The sequence below is a fragment of the Thermodesulfobacteriota bacterium genome (genome assembly GCA_040756475.1).
Taxonomy (GTDB): Bacteria; Desulfobacterota; Deferrisomatia; order Deferrisomatales; family JACRMM01; genus JBFLZB01.
Map to the genome: position 1 here is coordinate 1 of JBFLZB010000063.1, position 23,312 is coordinate 23,312.

A 23,312-nucleotide genomic window follows, 5' to 3' on the forward strand; every position below is an offset into this window, starting at 1 on the left:
CGGCCGCGGCGGCCGAGCCAGAGGCCACGGCGTCGGGGATGTCGAGGGGGCCGCGGCACGCCCCGGCGAGGTAGATGCCCTCCCGGGGGGAGAGCACCGGGTCCCGGGGGTCCGGGCAGGCGAGGAAGCCGTCGTCCCCCAGGCCGAGGCCCAGCACCCCGGCGAGCTCCGGCAGGCCCTCGGGGGGGCGCAGCCCCGCCGCCAGCACCACGAGGTCTGCCGGGAGCTCTTCGGCCCGGCCGAGCAGCGTGTCCTCGAAGCGCACCGCCAGGCCGGCTCCCTTCCGGTACACCTCCGAGGGGTTCCCCCGCCGGAGCACCACGCCCAGCCGCTGGGCCCGCTCCTGGAACTCCTCGTAGCCCTTCCCGAAGGCCCGCAGGTCCATGTAGAGCACCGCGACCTCGGCGTCCGGGAGCTTCTCCCGGGCCAGCACCGCCTGCTTGAGGCTCGCCATGCAGCACACCCGGGAGCAGTAGGCGGCGCCCGTGGTGGCGTCGCGGGAGCCCACGCACTGGAGGAAGACGACCCGGCGGGGCTCGTCGCCTCCTTCGCCGTCGGGGCCGGGGACGCGGAGCTTCCCGCCCGTGGGGCCCGAGGCGGAGCACAGCCGCTCGAACTGGAGATTCGTCAGCACCTGGGGGTAGCGGCCGAAGCCGAGCTCCGGGCGCCCCGTGTCGGGGTCGTCCGGCCGATAGGGGCTCCACCCGGCCGCGACGACCACGGCGCCAACCCGCACTTCCTCCACCTCCTCCACCTCGTCCAGGTGAACAGCACCCACGTCGCAGGCCTCGGCGCACTTGGGTCCGTCACCGCACTTGCCCCGGGTGAGGTAGAGGCAGCGGCCCGGGTCCACCGCGTAGGCCGAGGGCACCGCCTGGGGAAAGGGAACCCCGATGGCGCTGCCCCGGGCGAGCCCCAGGTCGAACTCCCGGGGGACCCGTCCCCGCAGCCGGCACGCCTGGGCGCACTTCCCGCAGGCCACGCAGGCCTCGGGATCCACGTACCGCGGGCGAACCCGAACCTGGGCGAAAAACCCCGCCGCCTCGGGCCGCAGGTCCACCACCTCGGAGCGGGTGAGGAGCCGGATGCGGGGGTGGCTCCCGGCCTCGGCGGTGCGGGGCGTCAGCGTGCAGGAGGAGCAGTCCAGCGTCGGGAAGGTCTTGTCGAGCTGGGCCATGCGCCCCCCGATGGAGTCCCCCCGCTCCACCAGCGTCACCTCCACCCCCGCCTCCGCGAGGTCGAGAGCCGCCTGGATGCCCGCAATGCCGGCTCCCACGACGAGGACCAATGGGGACCCGCGGGACAGGATGACAGGATGGACAGGATCAGGGCTGGTCTTCATCGGGCCTGGGCGGATCTCGATGCTTGCGCTTCACCTCGACGCGACGCTCTCCGAAGTTGATCAGCAGGCCGATCTCCTTTCCCATCGCGACTAGATAGTGGACCAGTTGCGCCTCATGGGCCGGGGCAAGGCGTCGTGCCGCCTTGAGCTCGACGACGACCTCTCTTTCGACGAGAAGGTCAGGAAAGAACTCGCCCACGGGCTCACCCTCGTACTGTATCGCGATCGGCGGGTGGGCCTCGACGTTCAACCCACCGCGCCGGAGCTGGATCATCAGGCACTTTTCATAAACGGACTCCAAGAACCCAAACCCCATGCGGTTGTGCACGCGGTAGGCACCCCCGATGATCTTCGCGGTCAGGTCCTCGAAGCGCATGCGCTCCCCCGTCGTTCTCCCCCGCATCCTGTCCATCCTGTTATCCTGTCCCCGGTCTCCCGCCCCCCAACCTCTCTTTCACCGCCTTCGTCAGCGCCGGGACGACCTTGAAGAGGTCGCCGACGATGCCGTAGTGGGCGATGCGGAAGATGGGGGCCTTGGGGTCCTTGTTGACGGCGACGATGAGGCCGGCGCCCTTCATGGCGGCAATGTGCTGGAAGGCGCCCGAGATCCCCAGGGCCAGGTAGACCCTGGGCTTGACGGTCTTGCCCGAGATGCCCACCTGGTGCTCCTTGGGGAGCCAGTGGGAGTCCACCACGGGGCGGGAGCACGAGAGGGTCGCCCCCAGGGCCTGGGCGAGCGCCCGCGCCACGTCGAGGTTCTCCGCGTCCCCGATGCCGCGCCCCACGCTCACCAGCACGTCGGCCTGGGTGATGTCCACCGCTCCGGCCGCCTCCTGGATCCACGCGACGAACCGTTTGCCGAGCGTTGCCGGAAGCTCCGGGGAGGAGACCTCCACTGCCGGGGCGGCGCCGCTGCCCACTGCCTCGAAGGATCCGGGCCGCACCGTGGCGAGGACGGTGGGAGCCTCGGCCAGGCGGACCCGGGCCTGGAGTTTGCCCCCGTACACGGCCCGCAGGGCGCCGAGCCGGTTGCCTTCCCAGGACAGCGACGTGGCGTCGGTGACCAGGGGTGCCCGAAGCTCGGCGGCGAGCGCCGGGGCCCACTCCATCCCGGCGGCCGAGTGGGCCCCCAGGACCACCCGGGGTTGGCGCTCCCCGACGAGGCGGCCCAGCGCCTGGGCCACGGCCGCGCCGTTGAATCCCGCGAGGCTCGGGTGCTCCAGGGCGAGCACGGCCTCGGGGTTCCCGGGAACGGCCCGGGAAAGGCCGTGGGCTTCCCCGGGTCCCGCCAGGACGACGGCGGTCACCGGGCCGAGATCGAGGCTCCGGGCGGCGGCGACCACCTCCCCGGTCACGTCCCGCACCGCGCCCTGGCGGTGCTCCACCACGCACCACACGGCGCAGGCGCTCACAGGACACCTCCCTTCTCCCGCAGGATCGCCGCCAGCCGGGCCGCCGCCTCGTCGGGCGCACCCCCGAGGAGCTCCGCCGCCCTGCCCTCGGGCAAGGGCTCCAGGGCCTCCACGGTAAGGAGGCTCCCGAGCCGGCCCACCTGGTCCCGGTCGAGGCCGGGCCCGGCCAGGTCGAAGAGGTCCACGGGCTTGCCCCGGGCCTTGCGGATGCCCAGGACCGAGACGTACCGGGGCTCGTTGATGCCGGTCTGGACCGTGACCAGGGCCGGAAGGTCGACCTCGACCCGCTCGGTCCACCCGGCCTCCAGCTCCCGGTCGCAGACGGCCACCGAGCCCGTGACCTCCAGGCGGTTCACCAGGGTGGTACAGGGCACGGCCAGGAGGGCTGCGAGGGTCGGTCCGACCATGGCGTACCCGTCGTCGCTCGCCTGGGCGCCGCAGAGGTAGAGGTCGTAAGGGGTCCCCACCACGGCGGCGGCCAGGACCGCCGCCGCGCCGGCGGGCCCCTGCCCTTCGAGGCCCGGGTCCCAGACCCGCACCGCCCGATCGGCCCCCACGGCGAGGCAGCGGCGCAGGCTCTCCTCGCATTCTTCGGGGCCCAGGAGGAAGGCCGTGAGGGTTCCCGCCGAAGCCTCCTTGAGCTTCACCGCCTCCTCCAGGGCGAAGCGATCCCACTCGTTCATCTGGAACGGCAGGCCGGCGGCCTTGATCGAGCGCCCGCCGGCGGCGACCTGGAGGTCGGCCTCGGCGGTGTCGGGCACGTGTTTCACGAAGACGGCCAGTTTCATGGGCTCCTCCTTGTAGAAGGGAGAGACGGTTCTTGGACAGGATGGACAGGATGAGATCACGGAGCGGCTGGACCTTGTGCGAGGGATTTGCCTCTCCAAGCAAGACCTCTCGCAGCAGACCCTTCCCACCCGCGAAACCCTGCCGACTGCTCCATCCTGTTCATCCTGTCATCCTGTCTTCGGATCCACCTTCCGGTTCCAACCCCCGCTCCACAAGCTCCGCCAGGTCGATCACCTCCAGGGTCTCCTCCAGGCCGGCGGTCTTGCGGGCGTCCTCCAGGGTGAGGAGGCAGAAGGGGCAGGCGGTGACGACGGCGTTCACGCCCATTTCGGCCGCGTCGCGCACCCGAAGCTGGGCGTTTCGCTCCCCCTCCCCCAGGCCCTCGAGCCACATCCGGCCTCCGCCCCCCTCGCAGCACAGGCTGCGCTCCCGGGAGCGGTCGAACTCCACGAGCTCCACGCCCGGCACCGCCCGCAAGACCTCCCGGGGGGCGCCGTAGATGCCGTTTTGCTTGCCCAGGTAGCAGGGGTCGTGGAACGCGACCCGCAGCGGCACCTTGCGCGCGAAGGGGATGCGGCCTTCGGCCGCGAGCCCGGCCAGGGCCTCGGTGTAGTGGAGGGCGGGGATCTCCAGCCCGTAGTCCTTGCGGAAGGTGTTCATGCAGTGGGGCGAGGTGGCCACCACCTCTCGGAAGCCGAGCTCCCGGAAGGTCTCCCTGTTCGTCTCGGCCAGCTCCTCGAAGAGCCCCTGCTCCCCCAGGCGCAGCACCTCGCTGCCGCAGCACGCCTCCTCGGTCCCCAGGGTGGTGTAGTCGTACCCGGCGGAGGCGAAGATCCGCGCCAGCGCCCGGGCGATCCCCTGGCACCGCGGGTCGTAGGCGGGGGTGCACCCCACGAACCAGAGGCGCTCCGACTCCTGGTCCGCTTCGAGGCTGCGCACCTCGCAGGGAGCCTCCTCGGCCCAGACCGTTCGCTTCTGCCGGGAGCGGCCCCAGGGGTTTGCGTGCTTGAGGCTCGACTCCAGGGCGGCCATGGCGGTCTCGGGGATGCGGCCCCCCTCGATCTTTACCGTGCGGATCGCCCGGATCACGTCCACCGGCGTGAGCCCCCGGGGGCAGCGGTCGGCGCAGGTGCGGCACGCGGTGCAGTCCCACACCTCTTCCCGGTCGAGGAGCTTTTCCCCGTCCTCCCGGATCAGGCTCTCGTAGAGGAGCCGGCGGGAGTTCAGGGGCGAGCGCAGGCTCATGGGGCACCCCCCCGTGCACCGCCCGCACTGCAGGCACGCCCCGAGCTCGAAGCGCTCGGCCAGGGGTACGCCGTCGATGTCGCACAGTCGGGTCAAGACAAGATCCTTTGACAGGATGACAGGATGGACAGGATGAGAATGGGCGCGAACGCTGGGGGAGTTGAATTTGCGGACGAGTGGGAAGGTCCGACGCCCCTGGACGCATGCACATATTTCATGCGACTCGAAACCGCCTCCATCCTGCTCATCCTGTCATCCTGTCCAAACTCCCGTCACACCTTCCCCAGGATGGTCCGCGCCACGATCTGCTTTTCCACTTCCTTGGTGCCCTCGTAGAGTTCCACGATCTTGGCGTCGCGGTAGAAGCGCTCGATGTCGTTCTCGGCGAGGTAGCCGTAGCCGCCGTGGAGCTGGAGGGCTTCGTCGGTCACCCGAACGCCGGTCTCGCCCGCGAACCACTTGGCCATGGCGATGAGGCGGTGGTCCACGGTGCCCGCGTCCACCAGGGCCGCAGCCCGGTACACCATTGCCCGGGCGGCCTCCACTCGGGTGGCCATCTCGGCGATCTTGAACTGCACCCCCTGAAACGCGGCCAGGGGCTTGCCGAACTGCTCCCGGTTCTTCACGTGGCGCACGGCCTTGTCCAGCGCGCCCTGTGCCACTCCCACCCCTTGGGCGCCGATGTGCAGGCGCGTGCGGTTGAAGAACTCCATGAACTGGAAGAACCCCATGCCCTCGGTGCCGATCAGGTTTCCCGCCGGCACCCGCACGTCCTGGAGCACCACCTCGGCGGTGTCGGAGGCCCGGATGCCCAGCTTGCCGTGGAGCTTCGTGGCCTTGTACCCCGGGCGGTCCGTCTCCACCATGAGGCAGGAGTGGCGTTCGTGGCGGGAGGGGGCGTGGGGATTGGTGAGGCAGAAGACCACGAGGTAGTCGGCTAGGGTGGCGTTGGTGATGAACATCTTCGTGCCGTTGAGCACCCACTCGTCCCCGTCGCGCAAGGCCGCCGTAGTGACGGCGGTGATGTCGCTCCCCGCGTCTGGCTCGGTGATGGCGGCGCCCATGATGGCTTTGCCGGACGCCAGGGGCGGGAGGTAGCGCTTCTTTTGTTCCTCGGTCCCATAGAGGAGCAGGAGGTCCGCGCCGAAGGTGACCGATCCGAGCGCCTGTCCGAGACCCGGGTCCACCCGCCAGAACTCCTCCACCGCGAGGCAGAAATCCAGGTAGCCCAGGCCCGCGCCGCCGTAGATCTCGGGGAAGAAGAGGCCCTGGAACCCAAGATCCGCCGCCAACTTGTACAGCTCTCGGGGGCACGTCTCGGTCTGGTCGGCCTCTCGGGCGCGCTGGGGGAACTCTCCCTGGGCGAACTCCCGGGCCGCCTTCTGGATGTCCTTTTGTTCCGGCGTGAGCTCGAACTGGGACATGGTCGCGTCACTCCTCGGCAGAAGGGGGGCCCTGGAGCCCGAAACAGAAGAGCCGGGTGAAGTCGTCGGCGAGCTTGTCGGGGTTGATCCGCCCGGCCGGGTCGTACCACTTGAAGATCCAGTTCATGCCTCCCAGGAGCCAGAAGGCCACCGCCGTCTCGTCCAGGGGGGTTCCGGGGTGCTCGGCCAGGAGCTCGCGCACGATGGCGCGAACGCGGCCGAGGTACTCGCGCTGGCGCTCCAGGATGACGCGGCGCCGCTCGTTGCCCAGGGAGTCCACCTCGGTGGACATGAGGGTGAGCTCGTGGGGGTGGGACGCGAAGAACCGCACGTAGCGGCCGATGAGCTCCCGGAGCTTCTCCAAGGGTGGGGCGGGGCTTGCCGCCACCTCCCGGAGGTCGGCCATCACCCGGTCCATCACGAAACAGGTGATCTCGTAGAGGAGCTCTTCCTTGGACCGGTAGTAATAGTACAGGGCCGGGCGGGTCACCCCCAGCTCGCCCGCCACCTCCTCCAGGCTCGTGCGGCCGTAACCCTTCTCGGCGAAGAGCCGGGCCCCGGTCTCGAAGATCTGCTCCCTGCGGTGGTCGCCCTGGGACATGTCGTCTCCTTACTTACGAGTCAGTAAAATACGGCGGCGGCCCTCCGGCGTCAAGGGGGAATCGCCCGGGTTCTTGACACGGGAATCGCGCCGGGTGAGCTTGGGCGCGCGGTCGATCCGGCCGATCGGTCGAATCGGTCGGATCATTCCCATGTGGCGCGCCCGACCTGAGCTGGTGCTCTGAAGGAACGCAATGTCGCACAACAACTCTGAGCCCGGTGGGGTGCCGGCCGCCGGTCTCGTGTACCACGCGGGCGCCCTGGGGGACTTCGTGCTCTCCCTGCCCGCGGTGTTTCGGGTAGTCCAGGCCTACCCGGATCTCCAGTGGAGCTTCTGGGGGCCCCCGGAGCGCCTCGCACTGCTCCCGGGTTTCGGGGCGGCGCCGCCGGAGCTCCTGCGTTCGGGGCACACTCTCTGGGGTGATTCACCGGCACCCGAGGCTGTCGCTGCGCTGCGGGGGGGGCAGGTCATCCTGGCGTTCGGAGGGCGAGTGGCCCCCGCCTGGTGGACTCCCCCCGGCCCCCGGGTGTTGGGGGTCGCGAGCTTTCCTCCCCGGGGCGGCGCCTGGGTTCCGGCTCACCAGGGGCGGCAGCTCGAGGCCCAGGGGGTGGCGCCCCCCAGGACCCCCTGGTTCCCCTCCTGGAGGCGCGAGGTCCTGCCCCACAGGGAAGCGGCCGAGATTCTCCTTCACCCCGGGAGCGGCGATCCCCGCAAGAACGTCCCGGCGCCGGTGTGGGCGGAGGTGCTCGGCGCGCTCCGGGTCCGGACGCAGTTGCCGGTCACCCTGGTCCTGGGTCCGGCGGAGCGGGAGCGCGGGGGATGGGAGGCGCTGTCTGGAGCGGCGGACCGGGTGCGGCCGTGCGAGAGCCTGACGGATCTCCTGGCGGTTCTCGCCCGGGCGCGACTCTTCCTGGGAAACGACGCGGGCGCCACCCACCTGTCGGCCGCCCTGGGCATTGCGTCGGTGGCCGTGTTCGGGCCGTCGGACCCGACCCTGTGGCGCCCCATGGGCCCGCGGATCCGAGTGGTTCGGGTCACTGCGCCGTGTGCGCCCTGCACCGGGGGAGGCCCTGTCGCGTGCCGCGTCGCCCCGTGCTGGGAGAACTTCTTTCCCGCGGGCGAGGTGGTGTCGGCCGCCGTGGACCTGCTGGCAGGCGGGTTTGCGCAATGACCGGGGCCGTACTACAGTGCCCGCACTGCGGCGGGGGCCGCGGTCCGTTCCCAAGGAGGGATGCCATGAAGGTCGCAAGCCAACCCCACGCCCCCATTCCCGTCACGGCCCGAGTCGGCCTCCGTTCTTCGGCAGCGGAGGAACGCGTCGGCGCTGCGCCGGCCCGGAATGCTCCAGGAACCGCCGACCGGGTGGAGATCAGCGCCGAGGCCCTTCGGGCCGCCGCGGGCCTCGGCCTGGAGACCACCGAAGGGCGTACCGGCGAGCCGGTGCGCGACCAGGTGAGCCGGGCCAATCGGGATGCAGCCCAGGCGGTACAGCGCTGCGGCGCCTCGTCGCTCGAGGCTTTGCGCCACCTCCTGGGCTAGCCCCCGGGACGCTCCCCGGGATCGGCGGCCGCCCCGTAGAGCTTCTCCTCTTCGGCCCGAAGCGCCGCCCGGCGGCGGCCTTCGCCGGCCCAGCCTTCCATGAGGGCGATCAGCCGGGGATAGGCGGTGACGAAACCCACGGCCCGGACCCGGTGGGGCAGGCGGCAGGTCGTGCAGCGCACCAGCACGAGCACGTCGTTGCCGATCCGCCGGGCGGTGCCGAAGATGCAGTCGAACTCTTCCAGGTTCCACGTGGTCCCGCAGCGGGGGCACCGGATCTTCTCATCCACGGCCCGAGCCTCCAGGTCGACCCGCGGCCAGTGCCCGGCGTCGTCGGGGCCCCACTCGGGCGGCCCGATGCGGCACACGGCGTCGCCGTCTTCCAGCATATACCAGCGACCGTCGGGGGTCCTGCGGGCTTCTCGCATGGGTGGCGGTCCCGGAGCCGGCTCAGACTCCCCGGTCCGTCCCGGGCCACAGGATGCGGTGGAGCTGGAGCTGGAGCCGCACGTCGAGGCGGTCCGCGAGCATCCAGCGGGCGAGCTCCGAAGGGTCGAGCTCGCCCCAGACCGGGGAGAGGCTCACCCGCACGCGTCCCAGGAGCCCACGGTCCCGCAGGGCACTGCGGGCCCACTCGTAGTCCTCCCGGTGGCGGCACACCACCTTGATCTCGTCCGTGGGCCGCAGCTGCGCCAGGTTCGCCCACCGGGTGAAGGCCGCCATCCCCGAGCCCGGGGCCTTCAGGTCCATCACCACGCACACCCCGTCGGGCACCCCCTCCAGGGGAAGGCTCCCGTTGGTCTCCAGGAGGACGCGCCGGCCCCCGGCCAGGAGTGTCCCCAGGAGCTGCGGGGTCTGCTCCTGGTGCAGGGGTTCCCCTCCGGTGACCTCCACCGTGGCCAGGCCCGCTCTGTCCACGGCCGCCACGATGTCGGAGAGCGACATGGCGGTTCCACCATCCCGGGCGTAGCGGGTGTCGCAGTAGGAGCAGTCGAGGTTGCACCCCGTCAGGCGCACGAAGGTGCAGGGGTAGCCCGCCCAGTGGGACTCGCCCTGGATGCTGGAGAAGATCTCGGAGACGAGGAGCTCGGCCATGGGCCGAAGCTATCACGGAGGCTCGCCGCGGGCAACGGCATGGCGCGTCCAGCAGTGCTGACGCACGACCCGCGGGGGGTCGATCGCGAGGGACGCGAATCGCCCTTGAGCGACGGGGTGCGCGGGGGTCGGGGGCCTTGCTCGGGCCCCGAGGCTTGCAAGACGCGGATTCCGGCCCCTGTCGACGCGGCCTCCCGGCCGTGTGGACGCAAGCGTCCTCACCCGCCGTGTGTATCCCGTGTGGCGCCACAGCCCTGCCTATTCCAGTCGAAGCGGCAACGAGCCCTGATGCCACCGGGCTGGACATACTCGGGGGCGAGCCAGGGCCCGGCGAGCGTCTCAAAGAGCAGCCTCAGGTTCTCCAGAACCATCGGCCGGCTAAGCTCTTGGTTGGCCTGACGCCGAGAGGCCTTGCGCCGCACGAAGGCCGTAGAGCAACAACACCGTGAGCGGATGCTTGGTCTCCTTGGGGTGCCGAGGGTCAGGGATGATGGCGAGCCGTTTGAGCAGCCTCGGCAGCTGCGCCCGCAGCACCGACAGGGGATCCAGGGTCGTGTCCTGACGCTCCTGACGCTCCTCTTCCACGTCCGCGTAGCCGCACTGGCGATTCGGGATGGAGCGGGTGCTCGGCACCGGCACGCCGTGGCGTCGGCTCTCTTTTCGAACCTCTCGGCGAAGCCTTGTCTGCGCCTTGCGCCGCTCTCGGCGCTGAAAAGATTTGGGTCGCGCCCGCCCTGCGCGGCGGCCTGCGGTCACGTCTGCGAAGCCAGCTTCCGGGCGACGGGGATGTCGGCCTCGGGCATGGGGCGCGAGAGGAGCTCCCCGGGCTCGAGCCAGGCCAGCTCCTGGCCGTGGAGGGGCACGGGCGTACCCCGGGCCAGGGTGCAGGCGAAGGCGGTGAGGTGGGGGTGCAGGTGTGGGTAGGCGTGATCCACCCGGGCCACCTCCCGCCCCACCGTCACCACGGCCCCCAGCTCCTCGAGGATCTCCCGGGCAAGCGCCGACTCGGGGCTCTCCCCGGGTTCCACCTTGCCTCCGGGGAACTCCCACAAGCCGCCGTGGGGCCCCCCCGGCGGGCGCCGGGCCAGCAGCACCCTGCCGCAGTCGTCCCAGAGCACGGCGGCCACCACGGGCACCGGGGCCGGGGGGGGCCCGTTCACGGACGCGCCCGGGTCAGGTCTTGAGGTCCGCCAGGTCCTTGAAGTGGTTGAGTGCCTGGGGGTTGGCCAGGGCATCCTTGTTCTTCACCTCCTCGCCCTGCACGGTCTGGAGGACCGCCATTTCCACGAGCTTTCCGCTGATGGTGCGCGGGATCTCGGGCACCTGGATGATCTTGGCGGGCACGTGGCGCGGCGTGGTGTTCTGGCGGATCTGATCCCGGATCTTTTTCTTCAGGGCCTCGTCCAGGGCCGCCCCGGACCGCAGCACCACGAAGAGGACCACCCGGACGTCGTCCTCCCAGGGCTGGCCGATCACCAGGGACTCCACGACCTCCTCCAGGGCCTCCACCTGCCGGTAGATCTCGGCCGTGCCGATGCGCACCCCTGCGGGGTTCAGGGTGGCGTCCGAGCGGCCGTAGACGATCACCCCCCCGTGCTCGGTGATCTCGATATAGTCCCCGTGGCGCCAGATGCCGGGGTAGTGGCGGAAGTAGGCGTCCAGGTATTTCTCGTCGCCCGGGTCGTTCCAGAAGCTCACGGGCATGGACGGGAAGGGCGCCGTGCACACCAGCTCGCCCTTCCGGCCGACCACGGGCTTGCCGTCGTCGTCCCAGGCCTCGACCTTCATCCCCAGGCCGCGCTTCTGGATCTCGCCCGCGTAGACCGGGCTGATGGGGGAACCCAGCATGAAGCACGAGATGATGTCGGTGCCCCCCGAGATGGAGGCGAGCTGGAGGTCGGCCTTGACCTCTCGGTACACCCACTCGAAGCCTTCGATGGAGAGGGGCGAGCCGGTGGAGCACACGGCCTTGAGCGGCGCCAGGTCGAGCTCAGTCCCCGGCCGCACCTCGCTCTTTTCGCACATGGCGATGTACTTGGCGCTGGTCCCGAAGATCGAGACCTTCAGGTCCTGGGCCATCTTCCACAGCACCGACATGTCGGGGTAGCCGGGGCTGCCGTCGAAGAGCACCACCGTAGAGCCCACGTAGAGCGAGCTCACGAGCCAGTTCCACATCATCCAACCGCAGGTGGTGAAGTAGAAGATCGTGTCCTCGGGCTTGAGGTCGCAGTGGAGCAGGAGCTCCTTCGCGTGCTGGATCAGGGTGCCGCCGGCCCCGTGGACGATGCACTTGGGCACGCCGGTCGTGCCCGAGGAATACATGATGTAGATGGGGTGGTCGAAGGGGAGTTGGGCGAAGGCCACCTCCCGGGCGTCGTTGGCCAGCGCATCGGCCCAGAGGAGCGCCTTGGGGACCCCGGAGAGATTCGGCCGGGCGCTGACGAAGGGCACCACGACGATCTTCTCGATGGAGTGGATCTCCCGGGCCACCTCGGCAACCCGGGCCAGCGAGTCGAAGGCCTTGCCGTTGTAGAAGTACCCGTCGGCCGTTAGGAGCACCTTGGGCTCGATCTGGCCGAACCGATCCATGACGCCCTTGAACCCGAAGTCCGGACTGCACGAGGACCAGATGGCCCCGAGGCTGGTGGCGGCCAGCATCCCCACCACGGCCTCGATGCGGTTGGGCATGAACCCCGCCACCCGGTCTCCCTGGCCCACCCCCGCGTCGCGCAGGAACCGGGCGAACCGGGCCACCTGGGCATAGAGCTCCGCGTAGGTGAGGCGCTCGGGTTCTCCCCGCTCTCCCACGAAGACCAGGGCCGTATGGTCGCCCCGGTGGCGCAGCAGGTTCTCGGCAAAGTTGAGCCGTGCCCCCCGGAACCACCTTGCCCCCGGCATCACGGGATCTTCCAGCACCGCCTCGTAGGGGGCCGAGTGCCGGATGCCGGCGAACTTCCACATGGCCTCCCAGAAGGCGGGGATCTCCCTCACGGACCACTCGTACAGGTCGTCGTAGCCCTGGAGGGAGAGGCCATGCTCCCGATTCACGGCGGAGAGGAACCGCGTCAGGTTGGCCTGGGCGACCTTTTCCGGCGAAGGGGTCCAAAGGAGCTCGCTCATGGGGTTCCTCCTGGGAAAGGCAGAGGGTGTGCGCGGCAGTGCGACGGCGGACGGCCGGTCGAAGCTGCGACAATACCCAAACGCCCGTTCGCCTTCAACCTGGTTTCGAAATCGGCCTGCGCCGCGGGCTGGGGCGGCTTGCCGAAGCAGACTTCCCAGAAAAGCGCGAAGCCCCGGTTCGAACCGGGGCTTCGCGCTTGGACGAAGGTGGCCGCAGGCGCCTACATGGCGTCGGTTCCGCGTTCGCCGGTGCGGATGCGGATGACGTCGCGGACTTCGGAAACGAAGATCTTTCCGTCGCCGATCTTGCCGGTACGCGCGGCGGAGGAGATGGCGTCGACGACCTTCGGGGCCAGGTCCTCCCCGATCACCACCTCCACCTTGACCTTCGGGACGAAGTCCACGGTGTACTCGGCCCCCCGGTAGATCTCCGAGTGGCCCTTCTGGCGGCCGAAGCCCTTCACCTCGGTAATGGTCATCCCCTGCACGCCCAGGTGCTGCAGGGCCTCCTTGACCGCGTCCAGGCGAAACGGCTTCACGATGGCTTCCACTTTGATCATGGGTCTTCCCTCCGGGGCTCGGGCCCCTCGTCGTCGGCCGGCTCTGGGTGAGCCCGGCTGCGTGCGCTGGTCGTGGGCCGTCCCGCCGGGGAGGGGTCGCTCGCCGTCACCCGCCTGTGCCTCCCCGCTGGACCGGCCCACGGATCTCGTGCCCCCGTCGCTACACGATCCGTGCCACGGTTTCCGGCGAGGGGCCGCCGGAGCACGGGTTTCTCTCGGGCCTGCGCCCCCGGTGCCCGGGCAGGACCAGGGGGGAGGAGAGATGCGAGACGCTTTTGTGGCTTCCTTTGCGTAATGAGACAATTTTGAATCAAGCCAGGGCCCTCTCCTGCCCGCCCACGGAAACCCCTCCGCCGAAAACGCGCGCAGAGCGCGCACTTCCGCCGGCCATCCGGAGTGGTCTGCCCCTTGGCACGGGCCTTGAAACAAGGGCAGCCGTCGCCGACGTCACCACAGCCGGTCCGCTCGAGGACGAGCCCCGGCTGCACCAACCCAACGCCGAACCCTAACGCGGAGCGTGGACCGTGGAACAGCACATCTTCGAACTGAAGTACGCGCTCGACACCTTTTACTTTCTCGTGTGCGGAGCCCTGGTGATGTGGATGGGGGCGGGCTTTGCCATGCTCGAGGCGGGGCTCGTGCGCGCCAAGAACACCACCGAGATCCTGGCCAAGAACGTGGCCCTGTTCGCCGTGGCCTGCGTCATGTACCTGGTGTGCGGGTACGCCATCATGTACGACGGCACGTGGTTCCTGCGGGGCATCGAGCTCTCGGGGGCGGCGAGCGCCGAGGAACTCACCTCCCACGTGCTGGCTGCCTCGGCCGAGGCGGGGTTCGGGGGCGACGCGGTGTACGCCAGCGCTTCGGACTTCTTCTTCCAGGTGGTGTTCGTCGCCACCGCCATGTCCATCGTCTCGGGGGCCGTGGCGGAGCGGATGAAGCTCTGGGCGTTTCTCGCCTTCTCGGTGCTCATGACCGGCTTGATCTACCCCATGGAAGGTTCCTGGACGTGGGGGGGCAAGGACGTGTTCGGTCTCTTCAGCCTGGGCGACCTGGGCTTCAGCGACTTCGCGGGCTCCGGCATCGTGCACCTGGCGGGCGCCTCGGCCGCCCTGGCGGGAGTTCTCCTGCTCGGCGCCCGCAAGGGCAAGTACGGTCCCGAGGGCCAGGTACACGCCATCCCCGGCGCCAACCTGCCCCTGGCCACCCTGGGCACCTTCATCCTGTGGATGGGGTGGTTCGGGTTCAACGGCGGATCGGTCCTCAAGCTCGGCGACGCCGTCAACGCCAACGCGGTGGCCATGGTCTTCGTCAACACGAACGCCGCGGCGGCGGCCGGCTCCGTAGCGGCGCTGATCCTGGCGCGGCTGCTCTTCGGCAAGGCCGATCTCACCATGCTCTTGAACGGTGCGCTCGCCGGCCTCGTGACCATCACCGCCGAGCCCGCCACCCCCACCGCACTCCAGGCGTCGCTCTTCGGCGCCCTGGGGGGCCTCCTGGTGGTGGGGAGCATCCTGGTCCTGGACAAGCTGCGCATCGACGACCCGGTGGGCGCGATCTCGGTGCACGGCACGTGCGGGCTCCTGGGGCTGCTCCTGGTGCCGCTCACCAACGGCGACGCCAGCTTCTTCGGCCAGGTTGCCGGGGCGCTCACCATCTTCGCCTGGGTGTTCGGCGTGAGCCTGGTCGGGTGGGGCCTGCTCAAGGCGGTGGTGGGCATCCGGGTCAGCGAGGAAGAGGAGTACCAGGGCATGGATCTCTCCGACTGCGGCATGGAGGCCTACCCCGAGTTCACCGGCAAGTAGCCTGGACGACGCAACCTCTCGGCCCGGGCCCCTGCGGGCCCGGGCCCTCACCGAAAGAGCACACGCAAAGGAGACGCGCATGTCGAAGCACCGGTTCCTCTCCGCCCTCGCTCTGGCCGCCTTCATCCTGGCCGCTGCCCCGGCCCTCGCCGGGGACGGCGGCTGGCTCGACGACGCCAACTTCAGCGGCAACGTCTCGCTTGCCTCGGACTACGTCTTCCGCGGGATCTCCCAGACCGACTCGAACCCCGCGGTCCAGGGCGGGTTCGACTACGCCTCACCGGTGGGCCTGTACGTGGGCGCCTGGGCCTCCAACGTGGCCTTCGGCGGCTCCATCGAGATGGACTGGTACGGGGGCTTCGCAAACGAAGTCGGCGGGTTCTCCTACGACCTGGGAGTGATCTACTATTCCTACCCCAAGGCGCACGACGACCCGGAGATCAACTTCTTCGAGGGCTACCTCAAGCTCGGCTACGCCCTGCCCGCCCTGGGCCCCGTGGAGCCCTCCCTGGGGGCCGGCTACGCCTACTCGCCCGACTTCTTCGGGGAGGACGGCAACGCCCACTACCTGAACGGGAGCCTCGGCCTGGGGCTGCCCTACGGGCTGGGGCTCGCGGCCGAGGTGGGCTGGCAGAAGGTCGAAGGCGACAAGTCCACCGGCGACGGCAACGGTCTCGACGGGGACGACGGGTTCGACTACGTGCACTACCGCTTCGGGGCCTCGGCTTCCCTGAAGGGGTTCGACCTGGACGTGAGCTACCACAACACCACCGAGGCCACCTTCCTGGGCGGGAGCATCGCGGACGACCGCGTGGTCTTCACGGTTTCTCGTTCCTTGTAGTCCAGCCGGCCCAGGGGCGGCCCCCTCGGGGCCTCCCCCTTCTCCAGACATCTCCCACCCCCCGGCCCGGCCGCGACCCAACCCGCGGCTGCCTCCCATTCCTCCGGGGCCGGGGGGCTTCTCTTCTTGCAGCGCGCCCCGAAGCGCCGCCAGGCGTCCGGAGAGCCGCGCCGGGATGGTTCGCCAGCCCCGGCCGCGCCGGGGACTCGGTGGGGGTTTGCCCGTGGCGCTCCGGTTTGGCAGACTGGGCGGCCCGGGGGTGGGGAGGCAGCCCATGGGGCGCTCGGCAGCCGGAAGCACGGTGGAGAGGGCCAGACGACGCTGCGCCCTCCTGGGGAGCCTGCTGGTATGGCCCGCGGTGGCCGCCCTGTGGCTCGGCGCGTGCGGGGCGCCCCCGGAGAGGGGGGCGCTCCCGGTGGGACCAGGCACCCGGCTCGAGGACCTTCCGGCGGGCTACGGCCTGGTGCTGGGGCGCATCTCCGTGTGGGTGGACGGGGATCCGCTGCCGTGCCCCGCGGCGCCGGAAGCGGGGGAGTGTCGGCTGGTGTTCCGCTACGGGGGCGCCCAGACCCTTTCCCTGCCCCTGCGCTCCGCCGCGTCGCTCGGGGCGCGCCGGGAGCCCGAGCCCTTCTACGTGATCCGGCTGCCCCAGGGCGACTACGAGCTCACCCGGTTCGAAGGAGGCGGCACCGCCGTGCCGCCGCGCTTCCGTGGGGAAGTCCCCCTGGGCCGGCGCTTCGAGCTGCGCCCGGGAGAGGCCCTGTACGTGGGCTCCCTGCGGCTGGACCTGCCCGCCGGCCGGGGCAGGCCGGCGGTACACGTCGCCGACGAGTCAGACCTGGCACGCGACGCGGCAGACGATCTCCAACCCGGGCTCGGGGCGCGGCTCCAGATCCGCCTCGCCCAGTAGCCGCCTTCCCGGAGGAAACCCAGTGACCCTCTCTGCCTGCCCGGCGGCCCTTCGCGCCGTGATCTTCGACCTGGACGGCACGCTCCTGGACACCCTCGACGACCTGGCCGGCGCCATGAACCGCGTGCTGGCGCAGGAGGGCATGCCGGTGCACCCCGTGGACGCCTACCGCTACTTCGTGGGGGACGGCATGGAGGCCCTGGTGCGCCGGGCCCTGCCCCCCGAGCGCCTCGACTCGGCCACCGTGGCCCGGGCGCTGGCTGCCATGCGGGCCGAGTACGACCGCCGCTGCGCCGACAAGACCCGCCCCTACCCGGGGGTATCCGAACTCCTCGACGCCTTGACCCGCCGCATGGTGCCCTTTGCCGTCTTCTCCAACAAGCCCCACGACGCGGCCGTGGACCTGGTTGGGCGCCTGCTGGGGCGGTGGGAGTTTGCCGCAGTGGTCGGTGCACGGCCCGGCTACCCGGTCAAGCCTGACCCAAAGGGGGCCCTGGAGGTGGCGGGGCTCCTGGGCGCCGCCCCGGGGGAGTGCCTGTACCTGGGGGACACGGGGACCGACATGCGCACCGCCCGGGCCGCGGGGATGCGGGCCGTGGGGGCGCTGTGGGGATTTCGGCCCGCAGCCGAGCTCCTGGAGGCCGGGGCCCACGCCCTGGCAGCATCCCCTGCCGATGTCCTCCGCCTGCTCAAACCGCTGTTCTAAAGATTTCCGGCTGGCGGCCGATAAGCCGGGAACGGGCGGCGCCCGGGCGGGGGGCCGAGGCGCGACCGGGAGGACGTGCGTGCGCAAGGATCATCCTGGATCCCGCAGCCTGAAACGGCGCGAGAGGTAGGCACAGCTTCTGCCCATGGGACCCCACCTTTCTCCGGCTGGCAGGAAGAAGGAGGCCCCTGGAACGGGGCCGGCGGCGGCAACGCCGCGATCGGCGCCGCCCGCCATCGACGCGCTCTACATCCCCCTGCTCTGGGATCCGATCCACCTGCTGGCCGCCGAGGTGCTGCGTTCGACGTGGGAGCCCGTCCGCCGCCGGGTCACCGAGGCCCTCACGGTGGTCCTCGAGCTCGCCTCGGGCTCCCGCGTCCGGCTCAAGGATGCCGAAATTGCTGCCTTCTACTTCACCCTCCTCAAGGTGCTCTCGGCCACCGTTCCCCTCTCGGAGGAACGGCGCGCGGTCTTCCTCCAGGAGGCCGCGGCCTGCATCTACTTCGGCGACCGGCTCTCTGGTTTCCCAGACAGCGCCTCCTACTGGGAGTTCCTGACCCAGCGGCACGCCGAGTACGCCGCGGCCGCCAGGAAGGCTCGGGACACCAAGCCCCTCATCACCTTCGTCGACCACTTCCTGTGCTACTTCGGCCTGGGGGGCAGCGAGAACGTGGACGTGGTGTACGGCCTCTACCGGTTCCTCTCCCCCCTGCTCGCCGAGGCCGCCCAGCGCCTGCGGGAGCGGACTGCCGAAGCCTGCGGAAACGGCAGCCCTTCGTGAGTCGCCCAGGGGCGACGATCACGCCAGCACCGCCCCCCTTTCGTGCAGAAGCTCCCGGAGCACGGAGCGGTGGCAGCGGGCCTCGACGGGGCAGTAGCAGCCCACGGAGAGGTCCGTCTGGCGGGAGAGGGCGGCGAGGAGGTCGAGGAGGCGGGTTCGCTCGGGGGCGGCCATCTCGGCGCGGTACCGCTTGACGAAGGCCCGCCACGACGCTTCGTCCTCGGCCCCGCGGGCGGCCTTTACGAGCTCTTCGCTCGGCGCCAGCTCCGGGAGCCAGACGTCGTAGAAGTCCCTGGAGGCGAACTCGGCTTTGGGCACTCCCCGGGGCGGGCGCCGCACCGTGCCGAGGCGCAGCCCCTCCCCTTGCGCCCGCGGGCTTCCCAACCGGACGACGCGGATCGCCATTTCCCTCGCCTCCCGGTGCCTTGCGGCACCTCTTCGTGTGGGCCGCCGGGTTCCCCCGGCGCGGGTACGCCGCCGGCGGCCGGGCCCTCGGGCCCTATTACTACAGTGGGAAGCGGCGAGCAGGTGGTTTGCCAGAGGGCCGGACAGTAGACCTCGAAACCCTACTTCTTGGTGGGCTTGGGCTCGTCGTCCCGGTAGTCTTCGCAAAGGGCCAGAAGGGCGCCGTCGTCGACCCGAAGGTGGATCTTCCGCCCGAAGTCCAGGCGCTTGAGGTACTCGCGAACGGCTGCCTTGCCTGCCTTCTTCGTCTTGGTCTCCACGTTCGGCTCCTTCCGTGTTCGGTATGCGTGTACCCTGGAGTCCTTTTCGGCTCTCGGCGACGGCTCCATGAGGGCCGCTTGCCGGCGCGCATGCGCGCCGGGAAAGGGAAAACGCGGTGCCCCACCTGTCGGCCCGGATCGAGGAGCTCATCGCCCTGGGGGTTCGCCGCGCCGCGACCCGCACCCCGTATCGGGAACCCCTGGTGGGCTATGCCAGCGCCCAGGACCCGGGGTGGCTGCGGCTGCGCGAAGTAACCGAGCCCACCCACCTGCTGCCGGAGGAACTCCTCCCCGGCGCCCGCACCGTGGTGGCCTTTTTCGTCCCCTTCGGGGAAGCCGTTGTCCGGGCCAACCGGAGGGGGTCCGAGAGCGCAAGGGAGTGGGCGGTAGCGTATCAAGAGACCAATCAAGTCATCAATGGGATCGTGGAAAGCCTTCGCGAAGCCCTGGCCGGGCGCGGCGTGCGGTCCGCCGCCCAGCCGGCCACCCACAACTGGGACGAAGAGACCCTGGTGAGTCCCTGGTCCCACAAGTCCGCTGCGGCCCTGGCAGGCCTGGGGAGCTTCGGCCTCCACCGGCTGCTGATCACCGACCGGGGGTGCGCGGGGCGCTGCGGCAGCCTGGTCGTCGATGCGGACCTCCCGGCCACCTCTCGTCCCCAGCCAGAGCGCTGCCGGTACTTTCGCGACGGAGGCTGCGGATACTGCATCGAGGCCTGCCCTGCAGGAGCCCTCTCGGCCGCCCCCGCGGGGGAGCCGAACCTGGACAAGCGGGGCTGTTACTCCCGGCTTTTGGAAGTGAAGGCGCAGACGGGTGCCGACTGCTGCGGGAAGTGCTCGGTAGGGCCCTGCGCCCTGGGGCCCGCGTAGTCCGCTGCGGGGGGAGATCCCGACGGGGGGCGGACACAACCTGGCGAGAGCGATTCAAAAAGCGCTTTGACTTCCCTACGAAACGCACGGTAGGTTAGAGGCTCGACCCGCAGGCGGCGACCGTCGGGAAGCCGCCGAGCAGCCGGAGAGATGGCGTTTGACCCATTCGAGCCGAGAGAAGAAGCCCGGGGCGTGGCGGACAATGGCGGTGGGGCTCTGGTTTCTCCTGAGCCTGGCGCAGCCCGCGGCCGCGGCACACATGCTGGTCGTGCCCGGAGAACCCATGCCCGACCTGGAGTTCGAGGAGCTCCTGGCGGCGCAGGACTACCCCCGGCTCGGGCTGCCCCAGCGCAGCGGCCCCTTTCGCCTCTCCCAGGTCCCGGGCGAGGTCCTCATCGTGGAGTTCTTCAACAAGTCGTGCGTGCCGTGCCAGCGGCAAGTCCGGCACCTGGAGGCGTTCTACCAGGAGGTGGCCCGGAGCGAGCTGGCCGGGCGCGTGCGGGTGCTTGCCGTCGCCGCCGGAAACCAGGCGAAGTACCTGTACAAGTACCGCGAGTCCCGGGGGCTCACCTATCCGATCGCCGCCGACCCCCAGTTCGACCAATGGCGGCGGCTCGGCGACCCGGGGCGCACCCCGTTCAGCCTGTTCCTGCGAAAGAAGGACGGCCTCTGGACCCTCGTCAACTCCTACTTCGGCGTTCAACTGGAGAGCGAGTTCCACGCCCACACCCGCTTCGCCCTCTCGAGGGAGAGTGTTCCGCACCACCCCCGGGCCGGGGAAAACTCCGAGGCGCCGCACTTTGCCCTCCCGCTGGAGGCCCCGGGCATCCAGGAAGCAGCCCTTCGGCTCCTGGGCCGAGCGGCCGGCACGGAGGTGACCGTCCAGGTGCTCGCCCTGGCCCAGGGCACCTCCGTCTACCGCGCGTTCCGGCAGGGAAGACCCCTCGATCTCTATGCCCGCCTGGCCACCCGGGGGGCGGTGTGCGAGGTCTGCCACGCGGTGCACTTTCTCTTCGCGTTCGACTCCAGGGGCCGGGTCCTCGGCTTCGAGCCCATCCACGTGACCAAGGTGGGAAACGAGGAGTGGGACCTGGAGGACAACCGGTTCTTCGAGGGACGCCTGGCGGGCCGCCCCATGGCGGGGTTGCAGTTCGACCCCGAGATGGACGCGGTGAGCATGGCGACCATGAGCTCCGCCCTGATCTTCGACGAGGTCCGCCGAGCGGCGGACCTCGTGAAGCTTCTGCCCCGCCCTTAGAAACTCCTGAAAGACAGCGCTTCGGAATCGGGCGTCGGGCTGCGGGCGGGCCGGGGGCCTCCCCGGAGGCGGCGCAGGCGGCTGTGGAGCTGCGCTTGCGGATGAGGGATGCCCTTGCCCTCCCCCGCTGGAAGGCCGCGGGCCATTCCCAACCTCACGGGATCCTGCGCCGCCGGAGGGGAGGCCCCCGGTCCGCTCTCGAGGCTCGGCGGTCTGCGGCGAGACCTCCCTGATCCCGGCGGCCCGCGTTCGCCCTCTGCCCGCCCCCTTCGCGCCTTGGCATCCGCCGTCTCCGTGGTACCTTCCCAGCTGCCAGCGCCATCCCGGACGAAGCCTCCGTTCCCCGTGCGGCCCGAGGAGGAGAGCCCCGTGCGAGAGCCCGCGGGGGCCCGCGCCGTTCCCCGATCCGGCGCGCCGCGGCCCCACCCCCGCCAACCGAGGCAGCCCAACTGCCTGGGTCGCTTCGCGGCCTGGGCCGGCGTGTACGCCCTCCTGTGGTGGGCCTTGGCGGACGGAGAGCCGGGTTCCTGGGGAGTCGGCCTTCCGGCGGCGTGTGCCGCCGCTGCCCTGACGCTGGCCCTGGCGCCCCCCCGGGCCGTCCCCTGGAGCCTCAAGGGGGCCGTTGGGTTCCTCCCCTTCTTTCTGTGGCAGTCCCTCCGGGGGGGGATCGACGTAGCCCTGCGTGCCTTTTCCCCCGTCATGCCCCTGGAGCCGGGCTTCGTACACTATCGCTGGAACCTTCCCGAGGGCCCGGCCCGGGTGCTCTTCGCCAACTCCGTGAGCCTTGCCCCCGGTACCTTGAGCGCCCGGGTGGAGGAGGAGGGCCTCACGGTGCACGTGCTCGACCTCTCTCAGCCCACCTGCGTGCGCCTCGCGGCCTTGGAAACCCGAGTCGCGGGGATTTTCGGCTTCTCTTCATCCCATGGGTCCCCTTCGTCCCATAGGTCCCAGGGTGCCCCTGCTCCACGGGACCCCGAGGCGAAGCGAAGGGAGCCGCCCCTTGGCTGAGCTCCACCTCTGGCTCGCCCTGGTGCTCCTCGCCACCCTGGTGGCGGGCGTCGTGCGCATCCTGCGGGGCCCCACCCCGGCGGACCGGATGCTCGCGGCCCAGCTCATGGCGACCACCGCGGTGGCGGTGCTCCTGCTCCTCTCCAAAGGGCTGGGGGTCCGGGCCCTGGGAGACGTGGCCCTGGTCTTCGCGCTGCTCGCGGCCCTGACGGCCGTAGCCCTGGTGCGCCGGGGGTGGCCCGCGCCGGAAGGCGTTTCGCCCCCGCCCGGGGACCGCCCGTGACCTCCTGGATGGCCCTCGCCCTGATCCTGGGCGGCGTCTTCTTCTTCCTCGCGGGCACGGTGGGCCTTCTGCGCTTTCCCGACGTCTACACCCGCCTGCACGCCCTCACCAAGGCCGACTGCCTGGGCCTGGGCCTGCTGGCGCTGGGGCTCGCGGTGGAGGCCGAGTCCCTGGCGGCCGCCCTGCGCCTCCTCCTCACCTGGGGCCTGGTGCTCGTGGCCAGCGCCACCTCGGCGCACCTGGTGGCCCGGGGGGCGGCGGCCCGGGGCCTCGCGCCCTGGGGGCGGCCGTGAGCACGCCTGTCCCGCTTGCCGCGTTCGACCTGCTCCTGGCCCTGGCCCTGGTGTGGCTCGGGTGGCGGCTCCTGGCGGCAGACGACCTCTACGAGGCCGTGGCGGGCTTCATCGCCTTCGGCCTCCTCATGGCGCTCGCCTGGGCGCGGCTCGACGCCCCCGACGTGGCCCTGGCGGAGGCCGCCATCGGTGCGGGCCTCATGGGGGCGCTCCTCCTTGCAGCCCTTGGCCAGGGGGCAGGAGACCGGAGGACCGAGCACGGGCCGCGGACGGCCTCGGAGCCCTTGCCGGCCGCCCTCGCCGGGGCCCTGGGGCTCGCGCTGGCGTGGGCCCTGGCCGCCCCAGGCCCCGCGGCCAACTCGAGCCTTCGGGGGCCGGTGCACGCCCACCTGGATGCGAGCGGGGCGGGCAACCCGGTGACGGCGGTGCTCCTGAACTTCCGGGGGTACGACACCCTGCTGGAAGTGGGTGTACTCCTGCTGGTCGTGGCCGCGGCGTGGTCTCTGGGCGCGCCCCGGCCCGGGGGTGCCGGCAGGCCCGGGGCGCGCCCGGGCCCCGTGCTCCTGGCCATGGTGCGGGTACAGGTGCCCCTGATGGCGATGCTGGGGGCGTATCTCCTCTGGGCCGGGGTGCAGGCACCGGGGGGCGCCTTCCAGGCCGGCGTCGTGGTGGGGGCCTCGGGCGTGCTGGGGGCGCTGGCGGGCGT

The 23,312-nt window shown here is 70.9% G+C and carries 28 protein-coding genes; 13 read left to right on the top strand and 15 right to left on the bottom strand.

From position 1 onward, the window contains the following. From AB1578_10915 to AB1578_10945, 7 genes are all read right to left on the bottom strand, one after another. On the bottom strand, positions 1–1,276 hold a 1,276-nt coding region (locus AB1578_10915), incomplete at its 3' end, for an NAD(P)-binding protein (protein MEW6488405.1). Positions 1,277–1,325: 49 nt separating this feature from the next. After that, positions 1,326–1,718, bottom strand: coding sequence for a GxxExxY protein (locus tag AB1578_10920; protein MEW6488406.1), 393 nt, complete (start codon positions 1,716–1,718; stop codon positions 1,326–1,328). A 40-nt stretch (positions 1,719–1,758) separates the two neighbouring features. Next, the gene (locus AB1578_10925; protein ID MEW6488407.1) at positions 1,759–2,754 is read right to left on the bottom strand and encodes an electron transfer flavoprotein subunit alpha/FixB family protein; all 996 of its coding nucleotides are present in this window, start codon (positions 2,752–2,754) and stop codon (positions 1,759–1,761) included. Then, positions 2,751–3,542, bottom strand: coding sequence for an electron transfer flavoprotein subunit beta/FixA family protein (locus AB1578_10930; protein MEW6488408.1), 792 nt, complete (start codon positions 3,540–3,542; stop codon positions 2,751–2,753). Before AB1578_10930 ends, AB1578_10925 begins: the two co-directional genes overlap by 4 nt. Before the next feature lie 160 nt (positions 3,543–3,702). Continuing rightward, positions 3,703–4,884: a (Fe-S)-binding protein gene (locus AB1578_10935; GenBank protein MEW6488409.1), complete on the bottom strand. Its 1,182-nt coding sequence runs from the start codon at positions 4,882–4,884 to the stop codon at positions 3,703–3,705. A 176-nt stretch (positions 4,885–5,060) separates the two neighbouring features. Next, a complete protein-coding gene (locus tag AB1578_10940; protein MEW6488410.1) occupies positions 5,061–6,212 on the bottom strand; it encodes an acyl-CoA dehydrogenase family protein in 1,152 nt (383 codons plus the stop codon). A 7-nt stretch (positions 6,213–6,219) separates the two neighbouring features. Further along, positions 6,220–6,813, bottom strand: a complete 594-nt coding sequence (locus AB1578_10945) for a TetR/AcrR family transcriptional regulator (protein ID MEW6488411.1) — start codon at positions 6,811–6,813, stop codon at positions 6,220–6,222. A 193-nt stretch (positions 6,814–7,006) separates the two neighbouring features. Here AB1578_10945 and AB1578_10950 point away from each other — a divergent pair, with 193 nt between their 5' ends. Continuing rightward, positions 7,007–7,984, top strand: a complete 978-nt coding sequence (locus AB1578_10950) for a glycosyltransferase family 9 protein (GenBank protein MEW6488412.1) — start codon at positions 7,007–7,009, stop codon at positions 7,982–7,984. Positions 7,985–8,049: 65 nt separating this feature from the next. Next, complete coding sequence (locus AB1578_10955; protein ID MEW6488413.1) at positions 8,050–8,352, top strand: hypothetical protein; 303 nt, start codon at positions 8,050–8,052, stop codon at positions 8,350–8,352. Here the strand turns inward: AB1578_10955 and AB1578_10960 are convergent. The 6 genes from AB1578_10960 to AB1578_10985 form a co-directional block, all read right to left on the bottom strand. Next, positions 8,349–8,780, bottom strand: a complete 432-nt coding sequence (locus AB1578_10960; GenBank protein MEW6488414.1) for a hypothetical protein — start codon at positions 8,778–8,780, stop codon at positions 8,349–8,351. The genes AB1578_10955 and AB1578_10960 overlap by 4 nt on opposite strands. 22 nt (positions 8,781–8,802) lie before the next feature. Next, the gene (locus tag AB1578_10965; protein ID MEW6488415.1) at positions 8,803–9,447 is read right to left on the bottom strand and encodes a radical SAM protein; all 645 of its coding nucleotides are present in this window, start codon (positions 9,445–9,447) and stop codon (positions 8,803–8,805) included. A 378-nt stretch (positions 9,448–9,825) separates the two neighbouring features. Further along, complete coding sequence (locus AB1578_10970; GenBank protein MEW6488416.1) at positions 9,826–10,086, bottom strand: hypothetical protein; 261 nt, start codon at positions 10,084–10,086, stop codon at positions 9,826–9,828. A 113-nt stretch (positions 10,087–10,199) separates the two neighbouring features. Beyond that, on the bottom strand, positions 10,200–10,607 hold the full coding sequence (locus AB1578_10975) for a (deoxy)nucleoside triphosphate pyrophosphohydrolase (protein MEW6488417.1): 408 nt from the start codon (positions 10,605–10,607) through the stop codon (positions 10,200–10,202). A gap of 13 nt (positions 10,608–10,620) precedes the next feature. Then, positions 10,621–12,567: an acetoacetate--CoA ligase gene (locus AB1578_10980; protein ID MEW6488418.1), complete on the bottom strand. Its 1,947-nt coding sequence runs from the start codon at positions 12,565–12,567 to the stop codon at positions 10,621–10,623. 221 nt (positions 12,568–12,788) lie between these two features. Beyond that, a complete protein-coding gene (locus AB1578_10985) occupies positions 12,789–13,127 on the bottom strand; it encodes a P-II family nitrogen regulator (protein ID MEW6488419.1) in 339 nt (112 codons plus the stop codon). A gap of 524 nt (positions 13,128–13,651) precedes the next feature. Between AB1578_10985 and AB1578_10990 the strand changes: the two genes are divergently transcribed. From AB1578_10990 to AB1578_11010, 5 genes are all read left to right on the top strand, one after another. Then, positions 13,652–14,932: an ammonium transporter gene (locus tag AB1578_10990; protein MEW6488420.1), complete on the top strand. Its 1,281-nt coding sequence runs from the start codon at positions 13,652–13,654 to the stop codon at positions 14,930–14,932. Positions 14,933–15,011: 79 nt separating this feature from the next. Next, positions 15,012–15,773, top strand: a complete 762-nt coding sequence (locus AB1578_10995; protein ID MEW6488421.1) for a TorF family putative porin — start codon at positions 15,012–15,014, stop codon at positions 15,771–15,773. A 274-nt stretch (positions 15,774–16,047) separates the two neighbouring features. Then, on the top strand, positions 16,048–16,683 hold the full coding sequence (locus AB1578_11000) for a hypothetical protein (protein MEW6488422.1): 636 nt from the start codon (positions 16,048–16,050) through the stop codon (positions 16,681–16,683). 22 nt (positions 16,684–16,705) lie between these two features. Beyond that, positions 16,706–17,389 carry an HAD family hydrolase gene (locus AB1578_11005; protein MEW6488423.1) on the top strand — a complete coding sequence of 228 codons (684 nt, stop codon included), beginning with the start codon at positions 16,706–16,708 and terminating at the stop codon, positions 17,387–17,389. 145 nt (positions 17,390–17,534) lie between these two features. Continuing rightward, positions 17,535–18,170: a hypothetical protein gene (locus AB1578_11010; protein MEW6488424.1), complete on the top strand. Its 636-nt coding sequence runs from the start codon at positions 17,535–17,537 to the stop codon at positions 18,168–18,170. A gap of 18 nt (positions 18,171–18,188) precedes the next feature. On the opposite strand, the gene AB1578_11015 is transcribed toward AB1578_11010, so the two are convergent. Both AB1578_11015 and AB1578_11020 read right to left on the bottom strand, forming a co-directional pair. Then, the gene (locus AB1578_11015) at positions 18,189–18,575 is read right to left on the bottom strand and encodes a DUF488 family protein (GenBank protein ID MEW6488425.1); all 387 of its coding nucleotides are present in this window, start codon (positions 18,573–18,575) and stop codon (positions 18,189–18,191) included. 161 nt (positions 18,576–18,736) lie between these two features. Then, the gene (locus AB1578_11020; GenBank protein ID MEW6488426.1) at positions 18,737–18,895 is read right to left on the bottom strand and encodes a hypothetical protein; all 159 of its coding nucleotides are present in this window, start codon (positions 18,893–18,895) and stop codon (positions 18,737–18,739) included. 116 nt (positions 18,896–19,011) lie between these two features. On the opposite strand from AB1578_11020, the gene AB1578_11025 reads away from it, so the two are divergent. From AB1578_11025 to AB1578_11050, 6 genes are all read left to right on the top strand, one after another. Continuing rightward, the gene (locus AB1578_11025; protein MEW6488427.1) at positions 19,012–19,764 is read left to right on the top strand and encodes an epoxyqueuosine reductase; all 753 of its coding nucleotides are present in this window, start codon (positions 19,012–19,014) and stop codon (positions 19,762–19,764) included. Positions 19,765–19,921: 157 nt separating this feature from the next. Continuing rightward, positions 19,922–21,022 (top strand): TlpA disulfide reductase family protein, encoded by a 1,101-nt coding sequence (locus AB1578_11030; GenBank protein MEW6488428.1) that lies wholly within the window; start codon positions 19,922–19,924, stop codon positions 21,020–21,022. A gap of 369 nt (positions 21,023–21,391) precedes the next feature. Beyond that, complete coding sequence (locus AB1578_11035) at positions 21,392–22,030, top strand: Na+/H+ antiporter subunit E (protein ID MEW6488429.1); 639 nt, start codon at positions 21,392–21,394, stop codon at positions 22,028–22,030. Next, positions 22,023–22,313 (top strand): monovalent cation/H+ antiporter complex subunit F, encoded by a 291-nt coding sequence (locus AB1578_11040; protein ID MEW6488430.1) that lies wholly within the window; start codon positions 22,023–22,025, stop codon positions 22,311–22,313. The genes AB1578_11035 and AB1578_11040 overlap by 8 nt, the downstream gene beginning before the upstream one ends. An 8-nt stretch (positions 22,314–22,321) precedes the next feature. Then, positions 22,322–22,606 carry a monovalent cation/H(+) antiporter subunit G gene (gene mnhG, locus AB1578_11045; protein ID MEW6488431.1) on the top strand — a complete coding sequence of 95 codons (285 nt, stop codon included), beginning with the start codon at positions 22,322–22,324 and terminating at the stop codon, positions 22,604–22,606. Next, positions 22,603–23,312: hydrogenase subunit MbhD domain-containing protein (locus AB1578_11050; protein MEW6488432.1), on the top strand; the 710-nt coding region annotated here is incomplete at its 3' end. The genes mnhG and AB1578_11050, both read left to right, overlap by 4 nt.